This window comes from Flavobacterium pectinovorum (assembly GCF_006438875.1).
Classification (GTDB): Bacteria; Bacteroidota; Bacteroidia; order Flavobacteriales; family Flavobacteriaceae; genus Flavobacterium; species Flavobacterium pectinovorum_A.
In genome coordinates this window covers 1-25,535 of sequence record NZ_RCZH01000011.1, presented here as the reverse complement: position 1 = coordinate 25,535, position 25,535 = coordinate 1, and the positions used below count along the sequence as shown (strand labels likewise).

The window sequence follows — 25,535 nt, the reverse complement described above, 5'->3', positions numbered from 1 at the left end:
TTATTTGATACGTTTTAAAATTTCGTCTTTATTATTAGGTTTAAAATGAGCTCCTGCGCAACGCATAACGGCATCGAAACCGTAACGGCTTTTCATTTTATCCATCGCGGCATAAAGTGATAACATTTCCTGAGTATCTTCAAAAAGATCAATTTGATACGTTCCGCGAACCAATCCGCTGAAGCGAATACCAATCAAACGTAATCGCATACGACGTTGATACACCTTGTCAAAAAGATCCGTTACATTTTTGGTCAGAATATGATCTGCTGAAGTATAAGCGATTTTGCATTGTTTGGTTTCGGTATCAAAATTGGCATAACGTATTTTAACTGTAATTGTTGAAGTTAGCCATTGCTCAGATCGAAGTTGGAAAGCCAGTTTTTCGACCATTCCCAGAAGCACTCGATTGAGTTTTGCGAGATCAATAGTATCTTGAGAAAAAGTATGTTCGGTAGAAATCGATTTTCTTTCGCTATAAGGTTCAACAGGCGTATGATCAATTCCGTTGGCTTTTTTCCAGATGTCCAAGCCATTTTTACCAATCATTTGCTGTAAAACTTCGGCAGGCATTTCAGATAAAGTCTGTATGGTTCGAATACCAATTCGGGACAAAAGCTGAAAAGTCACATTTCCAACCATAGGAATTTTTTGAATCGATAATGGATTCAAAAAGGCTTGTACACCTTGTTCCGGAATTTCGAGATTCCCTACTGGTTTGCCTTCGCCAGTAGCGATTTTAGAGACGGTTTTATTAATAGATAATGAAAAACTAATAGGGAGCCCAGTTTCTTTAATTACAGATTGTGCCAATTCATCGGTCCATTTATAACTGCCGTGAAATTTATCCATTCCGGTAATATCGAGATAAAATTCATCGATACTGGCTTTTTCCATTATTGGAGCTTTTTCCTGAATCACTTGCGTAACATCATGTGATAAGCGAGAATACAATTCCATATCACCTTTCATGATTTTGGCTTGTGGACAAAGTTTCATCGCCATGTGAATAGGCATCGCAGAACGCACTCCAAAGCGTCGGGCTTCATACGAACAAGACGCCACAACACCACGATCGCCGCCACCAATAATAAGAGGTATCTCTCTTAATTCTGAGTTGGTTAGTCTTTCACAGGATACAAAAAAGGTATCCAAATCCATGTGTACAATTGCCCTTGCCATTTCCTTATTTTTGTATGCAACAAAATTAGTACAGATGATAACATTTTTTTGTATATTTGTTGTTCTAAATTATAACAAATTAATTATGTCCTTATTTTCAGATAACATCAGAGCATTGAGGGTTAAGCATAAAATATCGCAGGAGAAATTAGCTGAAAACCTAAGAATTACCCGAGGAAGATACGTTAAATACGAGGATGGAACGTCCGAGGCACCGTACGATATCTTAAAGCAAATTGCCTTATATTTTCATATGAGCATTGACTTAATATTGTCTGTCGATATACGAAAGATAGACGTAGAAAATTTGATAAAATTAGAAGGCAATCGACTTATTTTACCCATACAAGTAGATCGATTTGGAGAGAATTATATCGAAATTGTATCTCAAAAAGCAAAAGCCGGGTACCTAAACGGATATGCCGATCCGGAATATATTGAGAGCCTGCAACAAGTTTCCCTTCCGTTTTTAGGACCTGGAAAACACCGCGGATTTCCTGTTGAAGGCGATTCGATGCCACCGCATGAAGACGGATCGATTATTATTGGTCGTTATGTAGAAAGGTTGGGAGAGGTGATGGATGGTAAAACGTATATATTGATTACCAAAAACGAAGGAATGGTGTATAAACGTTTGAACAAAAACAAAAAAAATGCATTGGTTCTGGAATCTGATAATCGTTTTTATCCGAATTATGAAGTCAAAGCCTCAGATATTTTAGAGATATGGGAATACGAATGTAATATAGGACGAAGCGATAAACGTCATGAACAGACAGAATCTCAAAGTATGAAAGATTTGCTTCTCGAAGTTAAAAGAGAGGTAATGGAGATTAAGAATAATACTTCGAATACGTAGAAAAGTCTTTAGCCACAGATTTTAAGGATTAAAAGGATTATTTTTTTTGCCACGAATTGCACAAATTTGCACAAATTGTATTGATTATATTTGAATGAAATATGTGAGAATCCGTGTAATTTGTGGCAAAAAAAATTACATAAAAGAGTCCCAACGGGACGTTATATTTATAGAAATTTATTATTGCATTTTAATAAACCCCATCGGGGTGACATATTTCATGACGAAAGATATCGCTCCGCTGGAGCTTTAAATTGGGAATCTATAATAAGCTATAAATATGATGCTCCGCTGGAGCTTTTTAATTATAGAAAATAAAATCCTTTTAATCTTGTATTCCGATAGCTATCGGTAATGGCATAAAAAAAAACTAAAAAACCTTCACAAATCCCAACCCATATTGTTGACCATTATAAAAAGGCATTATCATAGAAGTTGATTTATTTTCAGCCGATGATTTAAAAAGTTTTCTGGTGATATACGGATTCATCCAATAGGCCAATTTGGTACTTAAAATCCCGATTCCGGCTCCGGCAGCAACATCCGTTAACCAATGGCGATTGTTGTAAATTCTAAATAATCCCGTTCCGGTTGCAACGGCATAACCGGCAATTCCGTACCAAATAGATTTGTCTTTGTATTCCTGCCATAAAAACTCAGCTCCTGCAAAAGCAGTTGCGGTGTGACCAGAAGGAAAAGAGTTATTTGAACTTCCGTCCGGACGTTCTTCATGAACAATCGACTTTAAACCCAAGACGGTCGAAGCCATTATAACATACGAAGTCACAAATATGACCGAACGATCCCGCATATTATTTTTCCCTTTTACACCAAAAGCATTCAAAGCATAAACCGATGCTGCGGGCGCATATTGAGAGAAATCGTCAATAGTGATTTTGTTGTCAATGTCTTCAGTAACTTCACTTTGGATTTGGTGATTAAAACTTAAAAGCTGATCATTTGCAATTCCAATAACTCCATAACCAATTAGCACACCCGGAATAATTAATTGTTTGTAATTGAACTTTAATTGATGTGAAGTACTGTCAATTTTTGTTATTGAGTCATTTTGTTGTGCATTTGCACTCAAAAAACCAAATAAAAATACCAGAGAAATCGTTTTGTAAAACATCTTTCGTTATCGTTATAAGTTGCAATAATAACGAATGTTCAATCAAACTATTTTTGGCTTAATACAACCTTAAGTCAATATTAATTTCTTGGTTTTAAATGAGATAGTTTGATTAAGATTGGCTAAATATTGGTAAAATAATTTATAGTAAATTAAGTCCCGGCGGGAAGTTATATTTATAGAAAATTGTTATCACATTTTATTAAACCCTAGAAGGGTGACATATTTAATGACGAAAGATATCGCTCCGCTGGAGCTTAAATAGATAATTTATCAATTAGCTATAAATATGATACTCCGCTGGAGTTTTAATAGAGGCTACGGCTCTTTTTTTAAACCTTCAATGAAAACCAAAAAGTACTTCCCAAACCTAAATTGCTTTCAACGCCAATACTACCATTTTGCGCTTCAATAAATTCTTTGCTGATGGCTAAACCTAATCCTGTTCCTGATTTTTGACTTCCCGGAATCTGAAAGTATTTATCAAAAACTTTGTCTTTATAGTGCGCGTCAATTCCTTTTCCGGTATCGATAACCTGAAATACAATTTGGTTGTTTTCCTGTTTTAATCTAACGATAATCGTACTTTTTTCGGACGAATATGTGATAGCATTCGAAAGATAATTAATCAATACCCAGCCTGTTTTTTCGCTGTCGGCTTTTACATCTTGCAGATTTTCATTGGCATCAATTATTAGCTTTATTTGTTTTTGATCTGCCTGAACTTTTACCGCTTCCGTTGCATAATTTGCGATGGCATACGGATCGCTTTTTTCAATATTTAGCTGAATATTTCCCGTTTCAAGCTGAGATAAATTCAGTAATTCTCCCGTGATTTTCAATAAACGCTGACTGTCATCTTTAATACTTTCGACCAATTGTTTCTGGTCGTCGTTCATATCGCCCGTTTTGTTGTTTTGAAGCAATTGCAAACTCAATTTTATAGACGCGATTGGTGTTTTTAATTCGTGCGAAACGGTGGCAATAAAATTGGTTTTAGCAAAATCAAGTTCTTTAAAAAGCGTAATGTTTCGCAGAATAATCACATCGCCAATATTAATTTCTCTTTCTTCTCCGGTTGGTGTTATCGTAATATTAATGGTTTCTTTATCGAAATAACTTTCTTTTCCATGGGCAAAAATTTTCAAAGGTTGTTTTTTCTGAGAATCCGTAGCTAGTTCTTTCAGAATTAACGAACGAATTAAATCATTTGACAGAGCCAATGTAGAAGCAGATTTCCCGATAACATCTTCAGATTTCATTCCGATAATTTTCAACGCTTCATCATTCACAAACAAAACAATACCTTTATTATCCAATCCAATAATAGGATCGTGCATATTATTGATAAGCGTTTCCAGTCGTTTCTTCTCAAAGAATAGTTTGTATAAGTTGCTACTATTGTACTCCTCGAGTTTTTGCGCCATTGTATTAAACGATTTTGCCAAATCTCCATACTCGTTATGGTTGGTGAAATGCACACGTTCTGAATAATTTTTATTTGCAATTTCCTTAATACTCTGAGTCAATTCCTTAATAGGGTTGGCAATATTATTAGGTAAATTAATCAATAAATTAAAGGCGATTAAAAAACACAAAGTTCCCACAATAGCAATCCATAAATTGGCAGTTTCAGCGGTATGTTTTGCAATGTCGCTTTTCTGTTTTATGGCATTCATATTGAGTTTCATAATCTCAAAAATGTCTTGTCTGATTTGCATTTTTAAAGTTTCATCGGAGCTGTTTTTTTCTAAAAGAACAAAATTTCTCTTCAAATTATCTGTGCCTTTTTTTTCTCCCGCTTCAGTAACATTTTGTGTTTGTTTTTGAAGGTTTTCTTTAAAAGTAATAATCGCATTATCCCTATTAATAGTAATTTCGTCCAAAGACAAAAGCATATTTCTAGAATATTCAAGCGTATTATAATTTGCTTTTAGAATATTTTCAGTGTCTTTTTTTATCGAGAAAATATAAAAGGCACTCACTAATGTAAGTATTATTATTAGCAAAAATAATAACCCAACTCCCAGATTCAATTTAGTTTTAATTCTCATGATGTTTGGTTTAAAAACATTTTATTTATTTTGAACCATATAAGTTATATAAGAAAATATAAGAAGATACGTAATTAAGGAAAAGACGAGAGGTGCAAAGAAAATAAACCTCGCGTCCTTTGCGGTTAAAATTTCACACGCCCTATTAAATGAACTTATACAACTTATATGGTTTAGAAATTTTTTACGATAAAATAACAAGGTCTACATTCGATAAAGACAGACTATTTAGCAAGCGTCTGAAAATCGTTGTAGACAAAATTACTTTAAATAAATTCAAATGCGGTTTTCCGATGCAAACAGTTGTGATATGTTTTTCTTCAACCGCCATTAAAATAGCATCGGCAATATTTTTATTTTCTACTTTAATGATTTCTGCGCCCAATTGCACTGCCAGTTTAAAATTATTAATCAAATGACGTTGTTTGTCCAGCGCAATTTTGGTACTGCTTTCTTTAGGCGTTTCTACATACAAAACATACCATGATCCATTGTAATAACTCGCCAGACGCGCTGCTTTTCTAATCACAATTTTGGCTGTTTTATCGTTACTGCTTATGCAAGCCAAAAGTTTTTCGTGTCGTAACGGATGTAATTGAGGTATTTCATTTTCTACTTTTCGAACCACCTGACTTGCCACTTCTTTCAAAGCCAATTCGCGTAATTGTAAAATTTGATCTGATTTAAAGAAATTCATCAAAGCCGTCTGAATTTTATCAGCCGTATAAATTTTCCCTTCTTTCAAACGCGCAATCAAATCTTCAGATGTCAAATCTATATTCACGACTTCGTCTGCCAATCGCAAAACATTATCAGGAATTCGTTCCTGAACATCAATACCCGTAATGCGTTTTACATCTTCATTTAAACTCTCAATATGCTGAATATTCACTGCCGAAATCACATTGATTCCCGCATCCAGAATTTCAAGGACATCTTGCCAGCGTTTTTCGTTTTTGCTTCCTTCAATATTCGTGTGGGCCAATTCATCGACAATTACAACTTCAGGTCTCAGATTGATAATTGCTTGCACATCAAGTTCTTCCAGTTCTTTCCCTTTATAGAAAATGGTTCGCCGTGGAATCACAGGCAAACCAGACAAAAGCTCATGCGTTTCCTTTCGCATATGCGTTTCGATGTAACCAATTTTCACATCAATTCCGTTCTTCAATAACGAATGTGCCTCTTGTAGCATCCGATACGTTTTACCCACACCGGCGCTCATTCCAATATAGACTTTAAACTTTCCTTTTCGTGATTTCTGAATTAAATCGAGAAAGTGCTGTGCGTTATTTTCTTTTTCCTGTTCCATAGTATTTGCCGCGAAGGCGCTAAGACACAAAGTTTTTTATTTTTTTTTAGCCACAGATTTCACAGATTAAAAGGATTTTTAAATGGCTTTGTGTAGATTTATTTGCCACGAATTACACAAATTTCCACGAATTATATTTAAATAAAAAATTAGTGAAAATTTGTGTAATTCGTGGCGAAAAAAATCCGTTTAATCTATGAAATCTTTGGCTGAATATTTTCTAGAAACTAATCGCCAACGAAGTCGTTACAAACGCATTCGTATTCGTTGGAAGATTGTCTTTTGTAAATATTTCATCTTTACTGGAAAGATTTCTTGCTTCTAATCTAAACATTACATTATCAGTAACTAAGTAATCAAAGTTAGCTGAAAAACCGTAAGTTTTAAAACCATTTGGAGTTTTCGTCGCGATAATAACCCCTTTTTCATCACTATAATATTCACCACGCGCTGCAAGCTGAATTTTATTCGTTGGTTTGTATTGCAGAATCAAAACAGGCGAAAACCAAGTGTCGTATTTATTACTGTTTTTAGCCGCTTGCTGAGATCCAACATCAAAACCCGCTGTAACATTTGTTTTATCCGTTACCTTAAATTGTCCGTAAAAGTTATTAAAATAACGCCATTTTTTGTCGATATCCGGCTGCTCATTTCCAACATACGTACTCCAATTCAAAACAATTTTATCAGATGGTTTGTATGTAACCTGCGTTCCAAAAGCAGGCGTATGATTGCCTTCCACTTTCTCAATACGTTGCCAGCCATTCAAATACATTCCGGCCAAATACCATTCTCCTGATTCTGACGTATAACCAATTTTAACTCCCGTTTCATAATACGGAGAATTCTCCGCCAGAATACTTCTCGTTAAAGTTTGGCAATCTTTCCCAATCGCACTTTCAAAACCAATGTGTGCCGGCATAATTCCCGCATCAATCCACAAATTATGGCTTTGCGAAATCTTCACACCCACATTTGCCTCATATATATTTTTCAATAAACCTTGTTCAGCCGCCATGTTGTACTCCGCATAAGTTCCGGCCATTAAAGCAAAATTTCCACGAACATTATCTTTTTGGTAATTCACTTTCGCCAAACCTAAATTGATATTTACTTCATTGCTTTTATTATAATTGTAAAAAAAACTCGGGCGGGTATGATCGTCCGGTTTTCCGAAATCATAACTATAATAGGTCTCAACATATCCCGAAAACGTAAACGGACTTTTTGATTCTTCTTGTGCATGCAAATTGCTAAAACCAAAAGCGATTAAAGCCGTAAGTATAATTTTTTTCATTTTTTTAATGTGGTATTCAAACCCGACAGTTTTCTAAACTTGTCACGTTTAATTAATTTTATTAGTAGGTTTTTTTGGAGCTAATCCCGCTATCCGTTTCAATCTTTTGTGCGGAACCCCCGCACAAAAGGATTTCCACTACTATCGGGGCTAGGGCTTGGGGCAAAAAAGGGCGTTTATTATCCTAACAGGTTTTCAAAACCTGTTAGGTATGGTATTAATTTTTATTGGTAATCAAACCCGACAGGTTTTTAAAACCTGTCGGGTTTACTTGGGACGAAGCAACCACACAGTTTGTGGTTATTTTATGATTAATAGTTGATGCATATTTTCTCATACCTAACAGGTTTTAAAAACCTGTTAGGATAAAAACTTAGTCCCGAAGCCTCGGGATAGCGACTCAAAACCTAAGAACCTTTCTTAGAAAGAGCATCCAAAGCCACATTCAATTCCAACACATTCACCGTTGGAGTTCCCATAACTTTTGGTGTGTTGATATTCGCTTCAACCAAAGCTTTTACTTTATCTTCGGATAATTTTCTTTCTTTGGCAACACGTTTAACCTGAATCAAAGCACCTTGTGGTGAAATATTCGGATCTAAACCACTACCGGAAGCTGTAACCATATCTGATGGAATCTCCGATTTTTTCAAATAAGGATGAACAACCAAAAACGTATCAATTCTTTTTTGAACCAAAGCCAAATATTCAGCATTGCTTGGTCCTTTATTGCTTCCGGCACTTCCTGCAGCATTATAATCTACAGCCGAAGGTCTTCCCCAGAAATAATTTGACTTATCGAATTTCTGACCAATTTTTTGGTATCCAACCACTTTTCCGTTAACCGAAATAGTTTCTCCTTTTCCGTGATTTGGAGCAAATTGTGCAATTCCGTAAATCGCAAGAGGATAAATTACTGCAAACAGAATTACGGTAAGCAGTGTCAATTTTAATAGTGAAAATATTGTTTTCATTTTTTTTGAGTTTCTAAGGGACTAAGTCTCTAAGTTTCTAAGATTTTTTGAAGATTATTAGCGGTAAGTTTCTAAGACACTAAGAAAAAAACTCAGAACCTTAGCAACTTAGCGCCTTAGCAGCTACATAAAAAGCGCTACCAATAAATCAATTAATTTAATTCCGATAAAAGGGACAATCAATCCACCTAAACCATAAATCAACAGGTTTCTTTTTAAGATTGCACTTGCACCAATTGGTTTGTAATCAACACCTCTCAACGCAAGCGGAATCAATATCGGAATGATAATCGCATTAAAAATTACCGCAGATAAAATGGCACTTTCAGGACTATGCAAACGCATGATATTCAAACCTTCAAGCGCAGGAATCGCAGTAATGAAAAGAGCAGGAACAATAGCAAAATATTTCGCAACGTCATTTGCAATAGAAAAAGTAGTTAAAGTTCCGCGAGTCATTAAAAGCTGTTTTCCAATTTCGATAATCTCGATCAGTTTGGTTGGATCATTGTCAAGATCGACCATGTTTCCGGCTTCTTTTGCAGCCTGAGTTCCGCTGTTCATGGCAACACCCACATTTGCTTGTGCAAGGGCAGGAGCATCATTAGTTCCGTCACCCATCATGGCAACAAGTTTACCAAGATTTTGTTCGTTTTTGATGTAGTTCATTTTATCCTCAGGTTTCGCTTCGGCAATAAAATCATCAACACCAGCAGCTTCGGCAATAAACTTCGCAGTAAGCGGATTATCTCCGGTAACCATCACCGTTTTTACACCCATTTTTCTCAATCGGTCAAAACGTTCTTTCATTCCGGTTTTTATAATATCCTGCAATTCGATAACACCTTGAACCTGATTATTTTTAATCACAACTAATGGCGTTCCACCTTTAGACGAAATATCAATTACTTTTTGCGCAGTATCTTCTGGGAAAATATTTCCGGCTTGAAGTGAAATGTTTTTTGCAGCATCCTGAGCACCTTTTCTAATATTGGTACCGTCTTTTAAAATAACTCCGGAAGTTCTGGTTTCTGCAGTAAATTTGATTAAAGCAGCACCCTCAATTGATAATTTATTGGCAGTTTCGGCTCCTGCCAGTTCCACGATACTTTTCCCTTCCGGAGTGTCATCTGCCAGTGAACTTAACACGGCAGATTTAATAAAATCTTCTTCAGATACGCCTTTTGCAGGATAAAAATTCGTTGCTTTTCTGTTCCCAATGGTAATTGTTCCGGTTTTATCCAAAAGCAATACATCAATATCTCCGGCAGTTTCCACCGCTTTTCCTGATTTAGTAATTACGTTGGCACGCAACGCTCTGTCCATTCCCGCAATCCCAATCGCAGAAAGCAAACCACCAATTGTAGTTGGAATCAAACAAACAAACAAGGCGATAAAAGCAGCGATTGTTATAGGTGCATGTGCATAATCTGCAAATGGTTTTAAGGTAACGCACACAATTACGAAGATTAATGTAAAAGCGGCCAACAAAATAGTTAAAGCAATTTCGTTTGGTGTTTTCTGACGGCTCGCACCTTCAACCAAAGCAATCATTTTATCCAAAAAGCTTTCGCCAGGTTCGGATGTTACGATTACTTTAATTTTATCAGACAGTACTTTTGTTCCTCCGGTTACAGATGATTTATCACCTCCGGCTTCCCGAATTACAGGAGCACTTTCTCCCGTAATGGCACTTTCGTCGATAGTGGCTAAACCTTCGATGATTTCACCATCGGTTGCAATTAAATCTCCGGCTTCACAAACGAAAACATCTCCTTTTTTCAATTCAGATGAACTGATGTTTTTGATATCTCCGTTAGGTAAAATTTGTCTTGCAGGAGTTTCTTCACGTGTTTTTCTTAAACTATCGGCTTGTGCTTTTCCTCTGGCTTCGGCAATAGCCTCTGCAAAATTGGCAAACAAAAGCGTTGCCAGTAATATTAAAAATACAATTAAGTTATAGATGAAACTACCTTGATCTGTTGCTCCCATTAAAATGGAAATACAAACAGCAAGCATAATAGCGGTTCCAATTTCTACGGTAAACATTACCGGATTTTTGATCATCATTTTTGGATTCAGCTTCACAAAAGATTGCACTAAGGCTTCTTTTACTTGCTTACTCTCAAACAATGATGTGGATTTATTAGTTGTCATTTTTCTTTATGTTATTTTGTTTAGCTGAATATTTATTTAAACACATAGAGATATAGTTTTTCGCATTGAGAGTAAGGTGTTTCACTTGCATACAAACACATAGCTATGTGTGAAAACTAGTTTTCTTAATACTCTTTTTTATAGATAATCAATTCTATGTTTCTATGTGTTTAAAATATTCAACACTCTTATTTTAGTGTAAAGTATTCTGCCAATGGACCTAAAGCCAACGCTGGAAAGAATGATAAAGCAGCAATAATCGCGATTACAGCAAAAACCATTACTCCAAAAATAGTAGTGTCAGTTTTTAAAGTTCCGGCACTTTCCGGGATATATTTTTTATTAGCCAATAATCCTGCAATTGCTAGTGGACCAACAATAGGAATGAAGCGGCTCAACAATAACACAATTCCTGTAGTAATATTCCAAAACGGATTGTTATCACCTAAACCTTCAAAACCAGAACCGTTATTGGCAGCGCTCGAAGTATATTCGTATAACATTTCTGAGAAACCATGATGACCTGAATTGTTTAACCAGCCCGTTGCATTTCCGCTAAACCAGTAACCCATTGCAGTATCATGTGCAGCAAAATAAGAAGCTAAAGCGGTACCTGATAATATTAATAAAGGGTGAAGAATCGCAATAAAAGCAGCAATTTTAACTTCCCGTGCTTCGATTTTCTTACCTAGAAATTCAGGTGTTCGACCAACCATTAATCCGGAAATAAAAACCGCCAGAATGATGAAAATATAGAAGTTCAGAATACCAACACCACAACCACCATAAAAGGCATTGACCATCATGGCAAGCAATTCCATTGCACCGGAAACCGGCATTGAACTATCGTGCATACTATTTACAGAACCTGTAGAAATTACGGTTGTTGCAATGCTCCAGAATCCAGAAATGGCAGGTCCAAACCGAACCTCTTTACCTTCCATTGCTCCGGTTGTTTGGGCGATTCCCATTTTTTCGATGGCAGGATTTCCGTTGATTTCACTTATAACTGTTGGGATAACGAGTAATAAGAATCCAACCGTCATGACTCCGAAAATCACGTATGATAATTTCTTTTTCTTTAAGTAAAAACCTAAAGCAAAAATCATCGCAAACGGAATAATTAATTGTGACCAAAGTTCAACTGCATTGGTAAAATAAGTAGGATTCTCTAAGGGATGTGCCGAGTTGGCTCCAAAAAAACCACCACCATTTGTACCTAAATGTTTAATAGCGATAAATGCTGCGGCTGGTCCGCGAGAAACTTCTACGTGATCGCCTTGTAAAGTTGTAATAGCATCTTTACTGTCAAAATCCATTGGAGTTCCGCTAAATGCTAGAATTGTAGCGACAATAATAGAAAGTGGTAATAAAATACGCGTACAACTTTTGATGAAATAATTATAAAAGTTACCTAGTTTATCTGTAGTTCTTTCTTTCATTGCATTAAAAATGATTGCTGCAGAAGCCATACCAACACCAGCAGAAACAAATTGCAAGAACATCAGGAACATTTGTGATAGGTAAGAAACTCCGCTTTCGCCTGAATAATGCTGTAAATTACAATTTACGACAAACGAAATGGCGGTATTAAACGCCAAATCCGGGCTCATAGACGGATTGTTATCAGGATTTAAAAACAGCGATCCCTGAAACAGTAAAACAAAAAAGCAGAGAAAGAACCAAACCATATTGATACTTAAAAGTGCTTTTAAGTGTTGTTTCCAGTTCATTTCTTCAGTGGAACTAATACCGCTGATTTTAAAAATAAATTTTTCAATTGGATTGAAAATCGGATCAAACAATGTTTTATCACCCAAATAAACTTTAGCGATATATTTTCCTAACGGAATGGCTAAAACTATCGAAATGATAAAAATACTGATGACGCCAAATAATTCTGTGTTCATAATTTTTGAGATTATTTTTGTTGTGAGATGTGATTTGTAAAAGGAGACTGACGCATAACATCTAACATCTCACTTATAACTTCTTACATCATTAAAATTTTTCCGGTTTGATTAATACATAAACCAAATAGCCAAAAACGGCGATAGAAATAATAAATAGTGCAGTCATGATTTAGATTTTTTCAAAGAATTCAACTGATTTAAAACAGATCGCAAACAGCAAAACAGCCAATGCGAGTAAAAGAATAGTGATCATAATTATTTTAGATTTAAGAGTTCAGATTTTAGATTTTTGGACGATTAACCAATTAAACAGTTAATCGATTAAACATTTTACACGCCCGAAGCATTAATTTGTTTTATATATTCCGCTTTAAGCGTTTGAGGAAAAAGGTGTGAAATGTTGCAGTGACGTACTTCCATGAAAGAAGAGACAGAGAAAACATACACATTAGAAATGGCATTTTTAGTTTCGATGCTTCCGCTAATAAATAAACGTTCAGCAAGTGCCAGACATTTTTTTGCACGGACGATATTACCGGAAATTATAGATTTTTTTGTGATCTCGGCAAAGCGCTCAGCTTGTTTGTAGATTGAGGTTACTTGATTTTTCATTTTGGATGAATTTTTATGTTCTTCCCACTTATGCCAAAAGTCAGACCGAAAAAAGGCAACAATGTTTAAAGTGTTGTAAATAAAGCATTTGAGGTTTCGTGCCGAAAATCAGACATAAAAAAAGCCTATCAAAATGATAAGCTTTTATTGAAATGATAAGGGTAATTACAGTAAGTTAAAATTATTTAAATAGATGTAAATGTATTCATTGTAAAAAAATATTATGAAAATACTCATTACAGTTTTTTATAGTCCTAATAATGGTTTTACTGTTTCAAAAATTCCTGATGAGGTCAAGTTGGTGAAGATTGGTAATCCAATATTTGAAATAAGAGATCCGATATTTAGAAGCTGTGGCTCGATATTATTTTCTTTTTCAAGTTGTTTTATGGCATAATTCATTTCCATTTCGAAATCTCCTCTTATTGAAGTATCAAGTTTTTCGATATCATTTTTTAGTATAGAAAAAAGGTCTACTATGTTTGAAGGACTATAAGATATTTTCTGTTTCTGAGAGGAATGATTTGAATTTTGTTGAATTTGAATTGGGGCATTCACATCACCTGTCGAAATTGAGTAAGTTCCTATATTGGGTTTTTCTTCTTTTGATTCTAACCATTTTTCAATAATTTCCGCATGTGCCAATTTACCATTTTTTGATCTAGGAAGAATTACATATCTTATTTGTGCTAAGAATTCTGATTGATTTCCTTCATAACGTGATAATTGATAATCAAGAAAAAAGGGAACCTTAAAAATTGGTTTAATTTTATACATAGCGGTACAAAATCTTCGATCATAATCTGCATCTGTCGCTTGTTTATATATTTTATTAATACTGATATATCCATTGACAGCAGAAACGGCCTTATGTTCAGTTTTATCGCCGAAAAATTCAATTTCGAATTCGTGAGGTTCAATACCTTCTTTTGCGATTGCATAAAAAATTTTCATTTTTTTATGCTAATATAATGAATATTAAATATTAATTTGAAAGGTAAACTTATGTGGAAAAACTAGTTTTCTAAAAAATACTTTCAGATTGAAATTTTAAATAGATGTTTCTATGTGTTTAAAATAATTAAATACTATTGTATACTATACTCTTCTAATTTTCGATACAATGTAGCAATCCCAATCTCCAGCAAACGAGCCGTTTCAGCTTTATTGCCTTTTGTATAATTCAAGACCTTCTGTATATGTAACTTTTCAACACTTTGCATAGAAAAAGCCGACATTGATTTGGTCGCTTTTTCAGGCTGATGCTGCATTTCGTAAGGCAAAACATCCGAAGTTAGAATCGTGCCGCTGTTTAAAATTACAGATCTTTCGATAACATTTTTAAGTTCACGGATATTTCCCGGCCAGGAATAACTTTCTAATTTCTGAAGAAAATCGTCAGCGATTTCTAAGTTTTTTTTATTCGTTTTCTCAGAAAATTGTTTGACAAAATAGAGCGTTATAGGAGCAATATCTTTTATTCTTTCTCTTAAGGGAGGAAGTTTAATTTCGAAAATGTTCAATCGGAAATATAAGTCAGAACGAAAACGGTGTTCTTCACTTTCTATTTTCAAATCTCTGTTGGTCGCGGCAATTAATCTGAAATTTGATTTTTTGGGAGTTGTATCTCCAATTGGGATATATTCACTGGTTTCCAAAACGCGTAATAATTTGGCTTGCAGTTCTATTGGCATTTCGCCAATTTCGTCTAAGAATAAAGTTCCGCCATTGGCTTCTTCAATAAAACCTTTTTTGTCTTTTAAAGCTCCCGTAAAAGCACCTTGTTTATGACCGAAAAGTTCGCTTTCCAGAATTTCTTTGCTGAAAGTGCTACAGTTTAAGGCAACAAAAGATTTCCCGACACGATTACTATTTTCATGAATGGCTTGCGCAAAAACTTCTTTTCCGGTTCCGGTTTCGCCCGTAAGCAAAACGGTCGAATCGGTTTTGGCAACTTTTTTGGCAAGATCAATAACTTGCTCAATTCCTTTAGATTTTCCGATAATGGTATTGAATGAATATTTATCGCCAATACGTTTTTCGAGTTGTTTTACCTTTTTTTGCAAATGCGCTTTTTCAACTGCTTTGTATAAAAGCGGAATGATTTTGTCGTTATCATCGCCCTTGACAATATAATCAAAAGCGCCATTTTTCATTGCCTGAACTCCATCGGGAATATTTCCGAAAGCGGTTAGTAAAATAACTTCAATTAAAGGAAAACTACCTTTTATATTCTGAAGAAAATCAACGCCATTTCCGTCAGGTAATTTTACATCACATAAAACAACATCAATATCAGTTTGTTCGAGTTTTTTAAAACCTGATTTTAAATCCTTGGCTTCAATAACTTCAAATCCTTCAGATTTTATAATGCGTGCCAACAGACTTCTAAGTTTTTCTTCGTCGTCTATAATTAAAATTTTATGTGTCATTTGAGGAAAAGTCTTCAATCGAAATTGATTTGTGAGATACAAATTTAGGATTTAAATTGTTCTACTTTTTTGATTGATTGGAAATTCTTGCGAAAATTCAATTTTCAGAATTGTTCCGTTATTATTTTCCATCGAGAATTTAGCATCCAAATCATCACTCAAACCTTTTATTAAACTCATCCCGAAGGAATTGATTTTTTTACTGCTAAAATCAGCATCAATACCAATTCCGTTATCTGAAATTGTGAGCAGATATTTGTTTTCCGAGATTTTTTCAAGCGTTACGTAAATCATTCCCGTACGGTCTTCAGGGAAAGCATATTTTATAGAATTGGTAATTGCTTCATTCAAAATTAGCCCAAGCGGAACTGCCTGTGCAACGTCTAATTCTAATGGATCAATTTTTACTTCAAATCGAATTCTTTGTCCGAGCGAAAAGGATTCTTTCAAATATTCAACTAATTCCTTAATATAATTGGGCATATTTATCGTCGAAATATTCTCAGAATTATACAATTTTTGATGAATTAAAGACATGGAATGAATTCGATGCTGACTGTTTTTGATTGCGGATAAAGCCATATCATTATCCAAATAAGCAGATTGAGAATTCAACAGACTTATTACCGTTTGAAGATTGTTTTTTACACGATGATGAATCTCTTTCAAAAGCCATTCTTTTTCATCGAGTAAATGCCTTAGATTAGTATTTTTCTGTTTGATTTCTTTTTCTTTGAGTTCAAGTTTAGCATGATTTCGTTGTTTTAAACGATAGCGATTGTATAGTAAACCAACTGTAATCAGTAATAAAATCAAACTCCAAATCGATAAATTATTAAGGAGTTTTGATTTTTGCAATTCACTTTTCTGTAAGATGGACTGATCATTTAAAAGCTTTATTTTTTGTTCTTTATTTTTAGTTTCATATTCAATTTTCAGTTCTTCTATTTGTTTGTTTTTGGATGTGCCATGAATCGAATCGCTTATTTTTTTAAAATTCTGAAAATGCACAATAGACGAACGGTAATTTCCATTAAGAGAATCGATTAAAAATAATGCTATTTCAAGATTATCTTTATTAGACTGCGTTTTATATTTTTTTGATAATGCGGTAGCTTTGTCTGCGTAGGACTGGGCTTTTTTTGCCTGATGTATAGTGGCATAAAAATAAGCTGCAGAGGTATAACACGATATAACTTCCTTGACGGTTTCAGGAGTAATTAATTGGGCTGAATAAATATCGATTTCCTTAAAGTTTTTCTCGGCCAAATTATAATTCTTTAATGCAGCATAACAATTAGCCTTTGTATAAGCAAGCATCATTTTATCAAAAGCATTCTTTGGCGGGTAATTGACCGTCATTGAATTGATATAATTAATTGCTTCTTTGTTTTTACCTTTTATTGACAAGGCCGAAACAGCACTTAAAAAGCTTCTATACCAATGGCCGCTGTTTAAACCTTTTTGTCCAAACTCAATACTTTTTTTATACAAATCCAGGGCTGTCTCATTATACCCAATTACATTGTAAACATTGCCCAAACGAATATAAAAAACATCAGCCAGAGTATAATCCTTTTCTGATTCCATTCGTTTTACACTTTTTAAGGCATAGTACAGCGCATTTTTCATATTGTACTGATTCAATTCAATATAAGAAATCGTAGTTTCATCAAATTGTTCGTGTTTAAAACCAATTTTACGCAGATCGACCAAATTTTGATACAATCTTTTTTTTGCCTCATTTACTTTTCCTGTCCAGAAATAAATAGTCGTAATCTTCATGTAATTTTCTATTCTCTTTTCTTCCATACCTAATGAGGCATAAAGAGAAATAGCTTCTTCGAGAATTTTTTCTTTTTCGGGATCAAGATTAGACAAAAAAGTTCCGTAAACGTCGAGAGCATCTGCAAGACCAAGCTGATCCTTTTCTTTTCGGCATTCATTACTAACCTGCAAAAAGCATTTTTTACTTTCAGGCAAATTACCGGCCTGAAAATAGTATTTACCTAGTAACAGTAAACTTTGATGTTGCCATTTTTTTATATTTAATTGATTACTGATATCAATTGCGTCCTTAATATATACGAATGCATTTTGAAGATCTTCTCGTTTTGTTCCGGGTTTAAAAAGATAAAAGTTTCCTAGTTGAAGACGTAATTTGATTTGATCTTCATTTATTGATTTCGTTAAAAGTCGGTGGACGGAATTGATGTTTCCTTTTTCGATTAGATCACTTCCAATCAAAACAGAACCATTATTAAAACTTTCATCATAAGCCAGAGAAACAGGTAATTTGTAAGCTTTGCAGGCTAGAACCACTGAGCTGTCAACATCTATGGCACCTTGATTTGAATTGTACAAATACATGGAACAAGCCTGAATCAAAAGTCGCTTTTTCTTTAAATCATATTTGCTTACAGAAGGCGAAGTTTGTGCCGAAGATTGAAATAAAATAAAGAGCATAAAAAAGAGAGAATACAATTGTTTCATATTTGGTTTACGATTAAACTGTTAGTGGTTTGGCACCCAACAAATATAGAGATAATCGAATCCGGATTTTTAAAATAATATCAGGAAAATTCACATAAAAGCATTTTTTTATGATTTATATTTGGAAAAATAACAGTTTTACTTCGGATAATTAACTAATTTTATACCACTATATTGCGTCGATTGTAACACTAAAAATACCACAATTATGAGAACGGTTTCCTGCGGAACAAATAATACATCTGAAACAGCCTTTAAAAAGCAAATTTTAATTGTTGAAGATCAATTTATTGAAGCACATGATTTGCAATTAATTCTTGAAAAGGCAAATTATGAGGTAACCGGAATTGCACGTTCTGTAGATCAGGCTTTGGAACAAATTGAAAGTGTAAAACCAAATTTGGTTTTTTTGGATATCATGCTAAAAGGAACTAGAAACGGGATCGAACTGGCTCAAATTTTAAAAGAAAAACATATTGGATTCATCTTTATCTCGGCAAATTCAAGTAAAAGTATTTTAGATCAGGCAAAAACTACAGAACCGTATGGATTTATAGTAAAACCATTTAGGGAACAAGATGTTCTAACCACATTAGAAATTGCTTTTTATCGTCAGGAATATAGCTTAGAGTCACAGTTATTACAACAATTACAGCTTCAAAACGGGATTAACGAAATTGTAAATTCAGATTTGAAATGGGAGGGAAGCTTATTGGCATTAGCAAAAAAATTGCAATCGTTTATTTCGTTTGATTATCTGGAAGTTGGTTTTGTCAATACAACCCATTATGATAATTTGGGTATTATGCGAAAAAACATAGACGATTATCAAATTATCAGTGCAGAAAAATTATCTAAAATAGCTGATATTTCGATAAAAGAATTAAATGAGACTTATAAAAAATCAAAACAAGATAGCAAACCTATTATATATAGTGAAGAATCTTTGATTAATAATTTTCAGGAAGCGCCAATAAAAAGTTTAGTAGCTCATAATTTCGGAATCAAATCGTATTTAGTTTTCCCCATTACAATCGCATCAGTACAAAGATTTTATTTTACTTTTTACAGCCGAAACTTCAGTATATATTCAGATGAAAATTTAAAATTACTATCCAATTTAGAAAATAATCTGCTCCAGTTTATTAATAAAGCCTATTCAGGAGAAGTTTTGAATGTGGATGAAAAAGTCAAAAAAGAGACCGTAAGTAAGAGTTCAAGTTCTGAAAAAAGAGCCATTGGTTTTGAAGGGATAATAGGAAACAGCAGCCAAATGATAACTGTTTTTGATTATATTAGAAAAGTCGCTCCCTCTGATACTTCCGTTTTGGTTTTGGGCGAAAGCGGAACAGGAAAAGAAAAGATAGCTCAAAGCATTCATGCACTTTCTCCTCGAAAAGACAAACCTCTGGTGATTATAAATTGTGGAGCAATTCCTGAAAATCTCGCTGAATCATTGCTTTTTGGACACGAAAGAGGTGCTTTTACCGGAGCATTAGACAAACGAATTGGTAAGTTTGAATTGGCTGATGGAGGAACTATTTTTTTAGACGAAATAGGAGAGATGCCGCTTGAACTTCAGGTTAAGCTTTTGCGTGTTTTGCAGGAAAGAGAAATTGAACGTATTGGAGGAAAAGCTCCATTGAAAATAGATGTTAGAATTATTGCCGCTACCAATAAAAACTTAGAAGAAGAGGTTGCCTGTGGACGATTTAGAATGGATTTGTATTATCGTCTGCATGTTTTTCCAATTTTGGTTCCGCCATTAAAAAAGCGAAAAGAAGATATTCCGGAATTAGCGCGTTATTTTATGCAAGTCTACAGTGAGAAAATGGGTAGAAAAACGCCCGTCCTTTCTGAAGATGCATTACAGCAGATTATGAATTACAATTGGCCGGGGAATATTAGAGAATTAGAACACGTAATTCAACGTGCCATTTTGCTGACAGATGGAAATACGATTAAAGAAATTGAATTTTCGTCATCATCAAGAATGCATCCTGATCAGGTAAATGAATCATTTTCGATTAAAACTATTCTGGAAAACGAACGGGATTATATTTTGTACATTCTGAAAAAATGCAACGGAAAAATATCAGGAACAGGTGGTGCGGCAGAGATTCTGGATATACATCCTTCAACATTGAATTCAAAAATCAAAAAACTGGAAATCAAGAGAGAATTAAATTAAGTTAATTTTCTCCAGCCAGTTAACGATAAAATCGGCAGTTTCCTTCCAGTTCAATTGTCCCAGAACAAAGTGATTTCTATTTTCAAATTCTTTATAGCACGTTATAGAATGCAGGTTTTTGTACTTCTTAAAATTAGAATAATTGAGAGACGACGGTATAATATTGTCATTAGAACCCGATAAAAAAAGTATGGGTACATGTAGTTTTTTAAAATTAATTTTAGCTTTATTAGACAATACATCTCGCATTGCCAGCTTAGATTCGGGAATTACCAGTTTTTCGTAAGATTCCTTTTGTTCCTCAAAAGACATTCCGTTTGTAAATGCATATTGCCATTCCTTAAACGACATTAAATATGTTTTTTTTGAAGAAGAAAAATACCCAAGAGGTTTCCAGATAGCTTTATAAAATGAAAAACTTGTGCTAATAACACCTCGTGGCGGAACAGAATGAATGCAGATTCCCGCAGCGGCAAGTTCTTTTTGAACCAATAATTGTGTCAAAAGCCCTCCATAAGAATGACCAATTAGAATAGGTTTTTCAGGTAGTTTTTCGATAATCTCAGTATAATAATCAAGTAAGGTATTGAGGCGTAGTTGCGCAATTTTAGAATTAGGATGTTCACCTCTTAAAGTTTCGGCCAATTCATTTTTATAAGGCCACGGCGGAGCAACGGTTTTATATCCTTTACCTTCAAAAAAAACAATCCATTCCTGCCAGCAAGAATGACTCACAAATGCTCCCGTAATAAACACAATGGTTTTTGTATTAGATAGGTACATGATAAGATAGTTTGAGTTTTTTGAATATTTAAGAGATAACAAACCATATGCCTTATTTGTAAAGTGTTGATTATAAAAGATTTGTTTGAATTTTGCGTGATGAGAATTATTATATATCGTTAAATACAATTTTGAACTATTGAAATATCATTTTTTTTAGGCGATCTTTTTTAAAGAAATGTATCTTTAGAAACTCTAAATCAGCTATTTCAAATGAAAATACCACAACTACGAATAAAAATATTTTTATTGACCGTTCTTCTTATCAACGGAATGTTTCTTTGCTCAGCAAACAATTCAAATCTTAAAGTAGATTCCTTAAAGCCGAAACTAATTTCATTTAAAATAAAACTAAAGACAATTGAGAAAGCCAAAATTCAAACTTCCGCTTTAAAATTCAATAAACATTTGGCTTATAGTTTTACCGTTGATGATGGATATCGATCGACTTATCTAACCGCTTTTCCTTTATTGAATGGAGGAAAAATAAGTGGACGAATGATTAGCGAATGGAAATATGATCAGGGAGGAGACGGAACAACTTCAAAAGGACTTTATTATACAAATGGTCTTGGGAATAAAATACCCTTTAAATTAGGTTTGGCTATTAACGGTGCTGCAATTGGAGATTTTTCGGCTTCACGCGGCCATCTTTCGTGGGCAGAAGTAAAAGAAATGTACGATACAGGTTGGGATGTTTTGAATCACGGCTTTCATCATGCAACCAAACACGGCACAAATTTTTTGACCGAAGTGACTGAAAATACAACTTCTATAAAACAAAATTTAGGATTTACCATGTCGCAGTTTGTGGTTCCTGGTGGCGAAAGCGATCCCGGATACCAACTGGAATATGAAAGAGACGCACTTGCAAATGGATCTTTTTCGGTAGCTTCTTATGTGGGCTCAGGACCAACAATAAATGTGAAAGAAAAAGTAAATCTTGATAAAATGATTTATGCGAGGACTTTTATACATAGTTCAAATGATACAATTGGATTTCAAACAATGGATAATTATCTAAAAACGATAGAAGCGGTCGCAAAATCGGAAAATCCGGTTTGGTATAACGAATTTACTCACGGAGTTGGAAACCAAAATTTGTGGTCATTGAGCATGCGTTTTCAGGATTTTAAATATTACATGACAACTATTGCCGACAAATATGGAGCAAAAGGAGATGATAGTATCTGGATGGCGCCGTGGCAGGAAGTTTACGAATATATCTGGCTGCGTGACAGAATCAAAATCAATTACGAGCAAAATAATAAAGAAGGTCTAGTAACAATTGAACTTCCTGAAATCCCCGAAACATTTAGATATCGTGCTATTTCATTATTAGTTGATACACCTTCAAAATTTGAAGTAGAAGCAAATTCTCCTGATTTTAAAATTTCAAGTGACGGAAAAACAAAGCATAAATTAATTACAATTCAGTTGAAGTGAGTGTAAGTAAAGAATAAAGAACCAGAGCAAAATAAAACAATAGCTAAAAAACGGGTAACGTAAACAATGTTTTCGAAACTAAGTAAGTGGTTTTTATTTCCGATTGAATTTAGTTTTGTTATTGTAAAAGTGTAATTAATTATTACAATGCGCTTGTTTTTAAGTGTTTTGAGATAGCAGATAAATATTATAATTCTATTAACAGTAGAAAAGAAAAGGCAACCGTATAAATGAGTTAATTTTGTATACTAGCATTTTTTTATATGAAAAACCCAATTTCAGTCTCTTTACTTGAGCTCGCTATCATCACTCAGGATAGCAACGCCACAGAAACATTTCAAAAAACAAAAGACATAGCGCAACTCGCAGATCAATTAGGATACAAGCGTTTTTGGCTTGCAGAACATCATAACATGGCACATGTCGCCAGTTCAGCAACAGTAGTTTTAATAGGCTATATCGCAAGCCAGACAAAAAATATTCGTGTAGGTTCAGGCGGAATAATGTTGCCGAATCATTCTCCCTTAATCGTAGCCGAGCAATTCGGAACCTTAGAAACACTTTATCCAAATAGAATTGACTTAGGATTAGGAAGAGCGCCCGGAACAGATCAGCCAACTGCAGAAGCAATCCGAAAAGATTTTTTCGAGCAAGCGCAGCGATTTCCTCAAAATGTAACCAAACTACAAGATTACTTTTCAGCAGAAAACGCAACAGCAAAAGTTCGCGCTTTTCCAGCCGAAGGTACAAATGTGCCAATCTGGATTCTAGGCTCAAGTATGGAAAGTGCCGCCCTTGCCGCTGCATACGGATTACCGTATGCCTTTGCCGGACATTTTGCACCACGCCAAATGATACAGGCTTTCGAATTTTACCGCGAAAATTTTCAGGCATCTAATGTTTTAGACAAACCCAAAACTATGGCATGTGTCAATATCGTAGCAGCAGATACCAATGAGGAAGCGGAATTTCTATCCACCAGTTTGTATCAAATGTTTCTCAACTTAATTCGCGGTGATCGCAAAGGACTTCAGCCACCGGTTCCATCCTTAGATGATATCATGGGCGAAGAAGAACGTTTTCATGTAGATCAAATGACTGCGTGTACCTTTACAGGAAACAAAGAGCAGTTGATAATAGATCTTAAAAAGTTTATCGATTACGCAAGAATAGATGAATTAATGGTGACCAGCCCAATCTTCGATCATCAGCTTAAATTGAAAAGTATTCAAATCACAAAAGAAGTTTTTGATACTTTAAATAAGTGATACTATATAGGTGTAAGTTGCATTATATATAGGAAGGATAATTTTATTCATACAACCCGACAGACTTTGAAAACCTGCGAGGTATTAAAGAGATATGATTTGGAATTTGGGATTTCAGACTTTGAATTTGAATAAGATCAGGAGCTATTTCCCGCTATCCACTACAATCTTTTGCTTTTTAAAGGAAAAAGCAAAAGGATTTTCGTTACTATCGGGGCTAGGGCAGCAGTTTCCAGAAGAATTTCCGGGATAAAATCACCGCAAAACCAAAACTCTGCGCCTTCGCTCCCGTCCCGAAGTTTCGGGATCGGGATTGCGCGATTAACCAAAACACCAGCAAAATGAGTCTTTGCGTCTTAGTGCCTTAGCGGCAACCCCCCGTAAAACAAGCAAAACCCCAAAAGCAACAAAAAACTTTCAANGAATTTGAATAAGATCAGGAGCTATTTCCCGCTATCCACTACAATCTTTTGCTTTTTAAAGGAAAAAGCAAAAGGATTTTCGTTACTATCGGGGCTAGGGCAGCAGTTTCCAGAAGAATTTCCGGGATAAAATCACCGCAAAACCAAAACTCTGCGCCTTCGCTCCCGTCCCGAAGTTTCGGGATCGGGATTGCGCGATTAACCAAAACACCAGCAAAATGAGTCTTTGCGTCTTAGTGCCTTAGCGGCAACCCCCCGTAAAACAAGCAAAACCCCAAAAGCAACAAAAAACTTTCAAAGTTAAAAAACGCAGAACCAGTGACTTATAAAATATATTAAAAAAACTCGGTTAAAAGGTATTGTTTAACGAAACAAACTCGCTACTTTTGCACCCGCAAGAGCGACAGACGTTCCCTGAAATACTGACAAGCAAAGAAATCCAAACGAAAATTTATTTTCAAAAAAGATTGCAAAAAGCTTGTGAGATTTGAAATTGGATGTTACATTTGCACCCCGCAAAACAACGGAAGTTCATTGATAGATTGGTTAGAAAATGAGARGAAAAAGGAAATTAAATTTTCTTAAAAAAACTTCAAAATTTACTTGCCAGTTGAAAATAAATTTTCTACTTTTGCACCCGCTTTGAGAAACAAGCGAAAGAAAAGAAATACACGTTCGTAGACATATTGAATTGACAGCCGTTTTAACAGAGATGTTAAAACAAAGAATAAAGAGTAAGATGATCGAGAGATTAAAGAATAACCGATAGAGACTGATTCGAATAACAATACGATCTTGATTTATTAAGATCRACAATATACGATGAAGAGTTTGATCCTGGCTCAGGATGAACGCTAGCGGCAGGCTTAACACATGCAAGTCGAGGGGTATAGTTCTTCGGAACTAGAGACCGGCGCACGGGTGCGTAACGCGTATGCAATCTACCTTTTACAGAGGGATAGCCCAGAGAAATTTGGATTAATACCTCATAGCATAGCAGCTTCGCAT

The 25,535-nt window shown here is 34.7% G+C and carries 18 protein-coding genes and 1 rRNA gene; 5 read left to right on the top strand and 14 right to left on the bottom strand.

Annotated elements, in window-relative coordinates; all coding sequences use genetic code 11:
* The gene (gene dinB, locus EAH81_RS16465; protein ID WP_140509095.1) at positions 1 to 1,182 is read right to left on the bottom strand and encodes a DNA polymerase IV; all 1,182 of its coding nucleotides are present in this window, start codon (positions 1,180 to 1,182) and stop codon (positions 1 to 3) included.
* An 85-nt stretch (positions 1,183 to 1,267) separates the two neighbouring features.
* On the opposite strand from dinB, the gene EAH81_RS16460 reads away from it, so the two are divergent.
* The gene (locus tag EAH81_RS16460; RefSeq protein ID WP_140509093.1) at positions 1,268 to 2,041 is read left to right on the top strand and encodes an XRE family transcriptional regulator; all 774 of its coding nucleotides are present in this window, start codon (positions 1,268 to 1,270) and stop codon (positions 2,039 to 2,041) included.
* A gap of 370 nt (positions 2,042 to 2,411) precedes the next feature.
* Here EAH81_RS16460 and EAH81_RS16455 read toward each other — a convergent pair whose 3' ends face one another.
* The 12 genes from EAH81_RS16455 to EAH81_RS16400 all read right to left on the bottom strand — a co-directional run bounded on the left by EAH81_RS16455 (position 2,412) and on the right by EAH81_RS16400 (position 18,417).
* Positions 2,412 to 3,173: a phosphatase PAP2 family protein gene (locus tag EAH81_RS16455; protein ID WP_140509091.1), complete on the bottom strand. Its 762-nt coding sequence runs from the start codon at positions 3,171 to 3,173 to the stop codon at positions 2,412 to 2,414.
* Between the two features lie 332 nt (positions 3,174 to 3,505).
* Positions 3,506 to 5,227, bottom strand: coding sequence for an ATP-binding protein (locus tag EAH81_RS16450; RefSeq protein WP_140509089.1), 1,722 nt, complete (start codon positions 5,225 to 5,227; stop codon positions 3,506 to 3,508).
* A 184-nt stretch (positions 5,228 to 5,411) separates the two neighbouring features.
* Positions 5,412 to 6,539: a sensor protein KdpD gene (locus EAH81_RS16445; RefSeq protein WP_140509087.1), complete on the bottom strand. Its 1,128-nt coding sequence runs from the start codon at positions 6,537 to 6,539 to the stop codon at positions 5,412 to 5,414.
* Positions 6,540 to 6,759: 220 nt separating this feature from the next.
* On the bottom strand, positions 6,760 to 7,836 hold the full coding sequence (locus EAH81_RS16440) for a porin (protein WP_140509085.1): 1,077 nt from the start codon (positions 7,834 to 7,836) through the stop codon (positions 6,760 to 6,762).
* Between the two features lie 407 nt (positions 7,837 to 8,243).
* The gene (locus tag EAH81_RS16435) at positions 8,244 to 8,810 is read right to left on the bottom strand and encodes a K(+)-transporting ATPase subunit C (RefSeq protein WP_140509083.1); all 567 of its coding nucleotides are present in this window, start codon (positions 8,808 to 8,810) and stop codon (positions 8,244 to 8,246) included.
* Between the two features lie 123 nt (positions 8,811 to 8,933).
* Positions 8,934 to 10,967 carry a potassium-transporting ATPase subunit KdpB gene (gene kdpB, locus EAH81_RS16430; RefSeq protein ID WP_140509081.1) on the bottom strand — a complete coding sequence of 678 codons (2,034 nt, stop codon included), beginning with the start codon at positions 10,965 to 10,967 and terminating at the stop codon, positions 8,934 to 8,936.
* A gap of 188 nt (positions 10,968 to 11,155) precedes the next feature.
* Positions 11,156 to 12,877 (bottom strand): potassium-transporting ATPase subunit KdpA, encoded by a 1,722-nt coding sequence (kdpA, locus tag EAH81_RS16425; RefSeq protein ID WP_140509079.1) that lies wholly within the window; start codon positions 12,875 to 12,877, stop codon positions 11,156 to 11,158.
* Positions 12,878 to 12,968: 91 nt separating this feature from the next.
* Positions 12,969 to 13,046 (bottom strand): K(+)-transporting ATPase subunit F, encoded by a 78-nt coding sequence (gene kdpF, locus EAH81_RS16420; protein ID WP_072975519.1) that lies wholly within the window; start codon positions 13,044 to 13,046, stop codon positions 12,969 to 12,971.
* 164 nt (positions 13,047 to 13,210) lie between these two features.
* The gene (locus EAH81_RS16415) at positions 13,211 to 13,492 is read right to left on the bottom strand and encodes a hypothetical protein (protein WP_065448378.1); all 282 of its coding nucleotides are present in this window, start codon (positions 13,490 to 13,492) and stop codon (positions 13,211 to 13,213) included.
* Between the two features lie 246 nt (positions 13,493 to 13,738).
* Complete coding sequence (locus EAH81_RS16410; protein WP_140509077.1) at positions 13,739 to 14,446, bottom strand: hypothetical protein; 708 nt, start codon at positions 14,444 to 14,446, stop codon at positions 13,739 to 13,741.
* Between the two features lie 134 nt (positions 14,447 to 14,580).
* On the bottom strand, positions 14,581 to 15,924 hold the full coding sequence (locus tag EAH81_RS16405; RefSeq protein ID WP_140509075.1) for a sigma-54-dependent transcriptional regulator: 1,344 nt from the start codon (positions 15,922 to 15,924) through the stop codon (positions 14,581 to 14,583).
* A 51-nt stretch (positions 15,925 to 15,975) separates the two neighbouring features.
* Positions 15,976 to 18,417, bottom strand: coding sequence for a sensor histidine kinase (locus EAH81_RS16400; protein WP_140509073.1), 2,442 nt, complete (start codon positions 18,415 to 18,417; stop codon positions 15,976 to 15,978).
* A 208-nt stretch (positions 18,418 to 18,625) separates the two neighbouring features.
* Here EAH81_RS16400 and EAH81_RS16395 point away from each other — a divergent pair, with 208 nt between their 5' ends.
* Complete coding sequence (locus EAH81_RS16395) at positions 18,626 to 20,608, top strand: sigma 54-interacting response regulator (RefSeq protein ID WP_140509071.1); 1,983 nt, start codon at positions 18,626 to 18,628, stop codon at positions 20,606 to 20,608.
* On the opposite strand, the gene EAH81_RS16390 is transcribed toward EAH81_RS16395, so the two are convergent.
* Complete coding sequence (locus EAH81_RS16390) at positions 20,600 to 21,391, bottom strand: alpha/beta hydrolase (protein WP_140509069.1); 792 nt, start codon at positions 21,389 to 21,391, stop codon at positions 20,600 to 20,602. The genes EAH81_RS16395 and EAH81_RS16390 overlap by 9 nt on opposite strands.
* 213 nt (positions 21,392 to 21,604) lie before the next feature.
* On the opposite strand from EAH81_RS16390, the gene EAH81_RS16385 reads away from it, so the two are divergent.
* From EAH81_RS16385 to EAH81_RS16375, 3 genes are all read left to right on the top strand, one after another.
* The gene (locus tag EAH81_RS16385; RefSeq protein ID WP_140509066.1) at positions 21,605 to 22,837 is read left to right on the top strand and encodes a polysaccharide deacetylase family protein; all 1,233 of its coding nucleotides are present in this window, start codon (positions 21,605 to 21,607) and stop codon (positions 22,835 to 22,837) included.
* A 263-nt stretch (positions 22,838 to 23,100) separates the two neighbouring features.
* Positions 23,101 to 24,105, top strand: a complete 1,005-nt coding sequence (locus EAH81_RS16380) for an LLM class flavin-dependent oxidoreductase (RefSeq protein ID WP_140509064.1) — start codon at positions 23,101 to 23,103, stop codon at positions 24,103 to 24,105.
* 1,241 nt (positions 24,106 to 25,346) lie between these two features.
* Positions 25,347 to 25,535: ribosomal RNA gene (locus EAH81_RS16375) — 16S ribosomal RNA — on the top strand; the annotation flags it as partial.

Excerpts from the sequence above, each read along its gene's own strand:
- kdpA (WP_140509079.1), bottom strand. The coding sequence starts at position 12,877 with ATGAACACAGAATTATTTGGCGTCATCAGTATTTTTATCATTTCGATA.
- EAH81_RS16410 (WP_140509077.1), bottom strand. The coding sequence starts at position 14,446 with ATGAAAATTTTTTATGCAATCGCAAAAGAAGGTATTGAACCTCACGAA.
- EAH81_RS16390 (WP_140509069.1), bottom strand. The coding sequence starts at position 21,391 with ATGTACCTATCTAATACAAAAACCATTGTGTTTATTACGGGAGCATTT.
- kdpB (WP_140509081.1), bottom strand. The coding sequence starts at position 10,967 with ATGACAACTAATAAATCCACATCATTGTTTGAGAGTAAGCAAGTAAAA.
- EAH81_RS16440 (WP_140509085.1), bottom strand. The coding sequence starts at position 7,836 with ATGAAAAAAATTATACTTACGGCTTTAATCGCTTTTGGTTTTAGCAAT.
- kdpF (WP_072975519.1), bottom strand. The coding sequence starts at position 13,046 with ATGACTGCACTATTTATTATTTCTATCGCCGTTTTTGGCTATTTGGTT.
- EAH81_RS16435 (WP_140509083.1), bottom strand. The coding sequence starts at position 8,810 with ATGAAAACAATATTTTCACTATTAAAATTGACACTGCTTACCGTAATT.
- EAH81_RS16385 (WP_140509066.1), top strand. The coding sequence starts at position 21,605 with ATGAAAATACCACAACTACGAATAAAAATATTTTTATTGACCGTTCTT.
- EAH81_RS16395 (WP_140509071.1), top strand. The coding sequence starts at position 18,626 with ATGAGAACGGTTTCCTGCGGAACAAATAATACATCTGAAACAGCCTTT.
- EAH81_RS16400 (WP_140509073.1), bottom strand. The coding sequence starts at position 18,417 with ATGAAACAATTGTATTCTCTCTTTTTTATGCTCTTTATTTTATTTCAA.
- EAH81_RS16460 (WP_140509093.1), top strand. The coding sequence starts at position 1,268 with ATGTCCTTATTTTCAGATAACATCAGAGCATTGAGGGTTAAGCATAAA.
- EAH81_RS16450 (WP_140509089.1), bottom strand. The coding sequence starts at position 5,227 with ATGAGAATTAAAACTAAATTGAATCTGGGAGTTGGGTTATTATTTTTG.
- EAH81_RS16380 (WP_140509064.1), top strand. The coding sequence starts at position 23,101 with ATGAAAAACCCAATTTCAGTCTCTTTACTTGAGCTCGCTATCATCACT.
- EAH81_RS16455 (WP_140509091.1), bottom strand. The coding sequence starts at position 3,173 with ATGTTTTACAAAACGATTTCTCTGGTATTTTTATTTGGTTTTTTGAGT.
- EAH81_RS16405 (WP_140509075.1), bottom strand. The coding sequence starts at position 15,924 with ATGACACATAAAATTTTAATTATAGACGACGAAGAAAAACTTAGAAGT.
- dinB (WP_140509095.1), bottom strand. The coding sequence starts at position 1,182 with ATGGCAAGGGCAATTGTACACATGGATTTGGATACCTTTTTTGTATCC.
- EAH81_RS16415 (WP_065448378.1), bottom strand. The coding sequence starts at position 13,492 with ATGAAAAATCAAGTAACCTCAATCTACAAACAAGCTGAGCGCTTTGCC.
- EAH81_RS16445 (WP_140509087.1), bottom strand. The coding sequence starts at position 6,539 with ATGGAACAGGAAAAAGAAAATAACGCACAGCACTTTCTCGATTTAATT.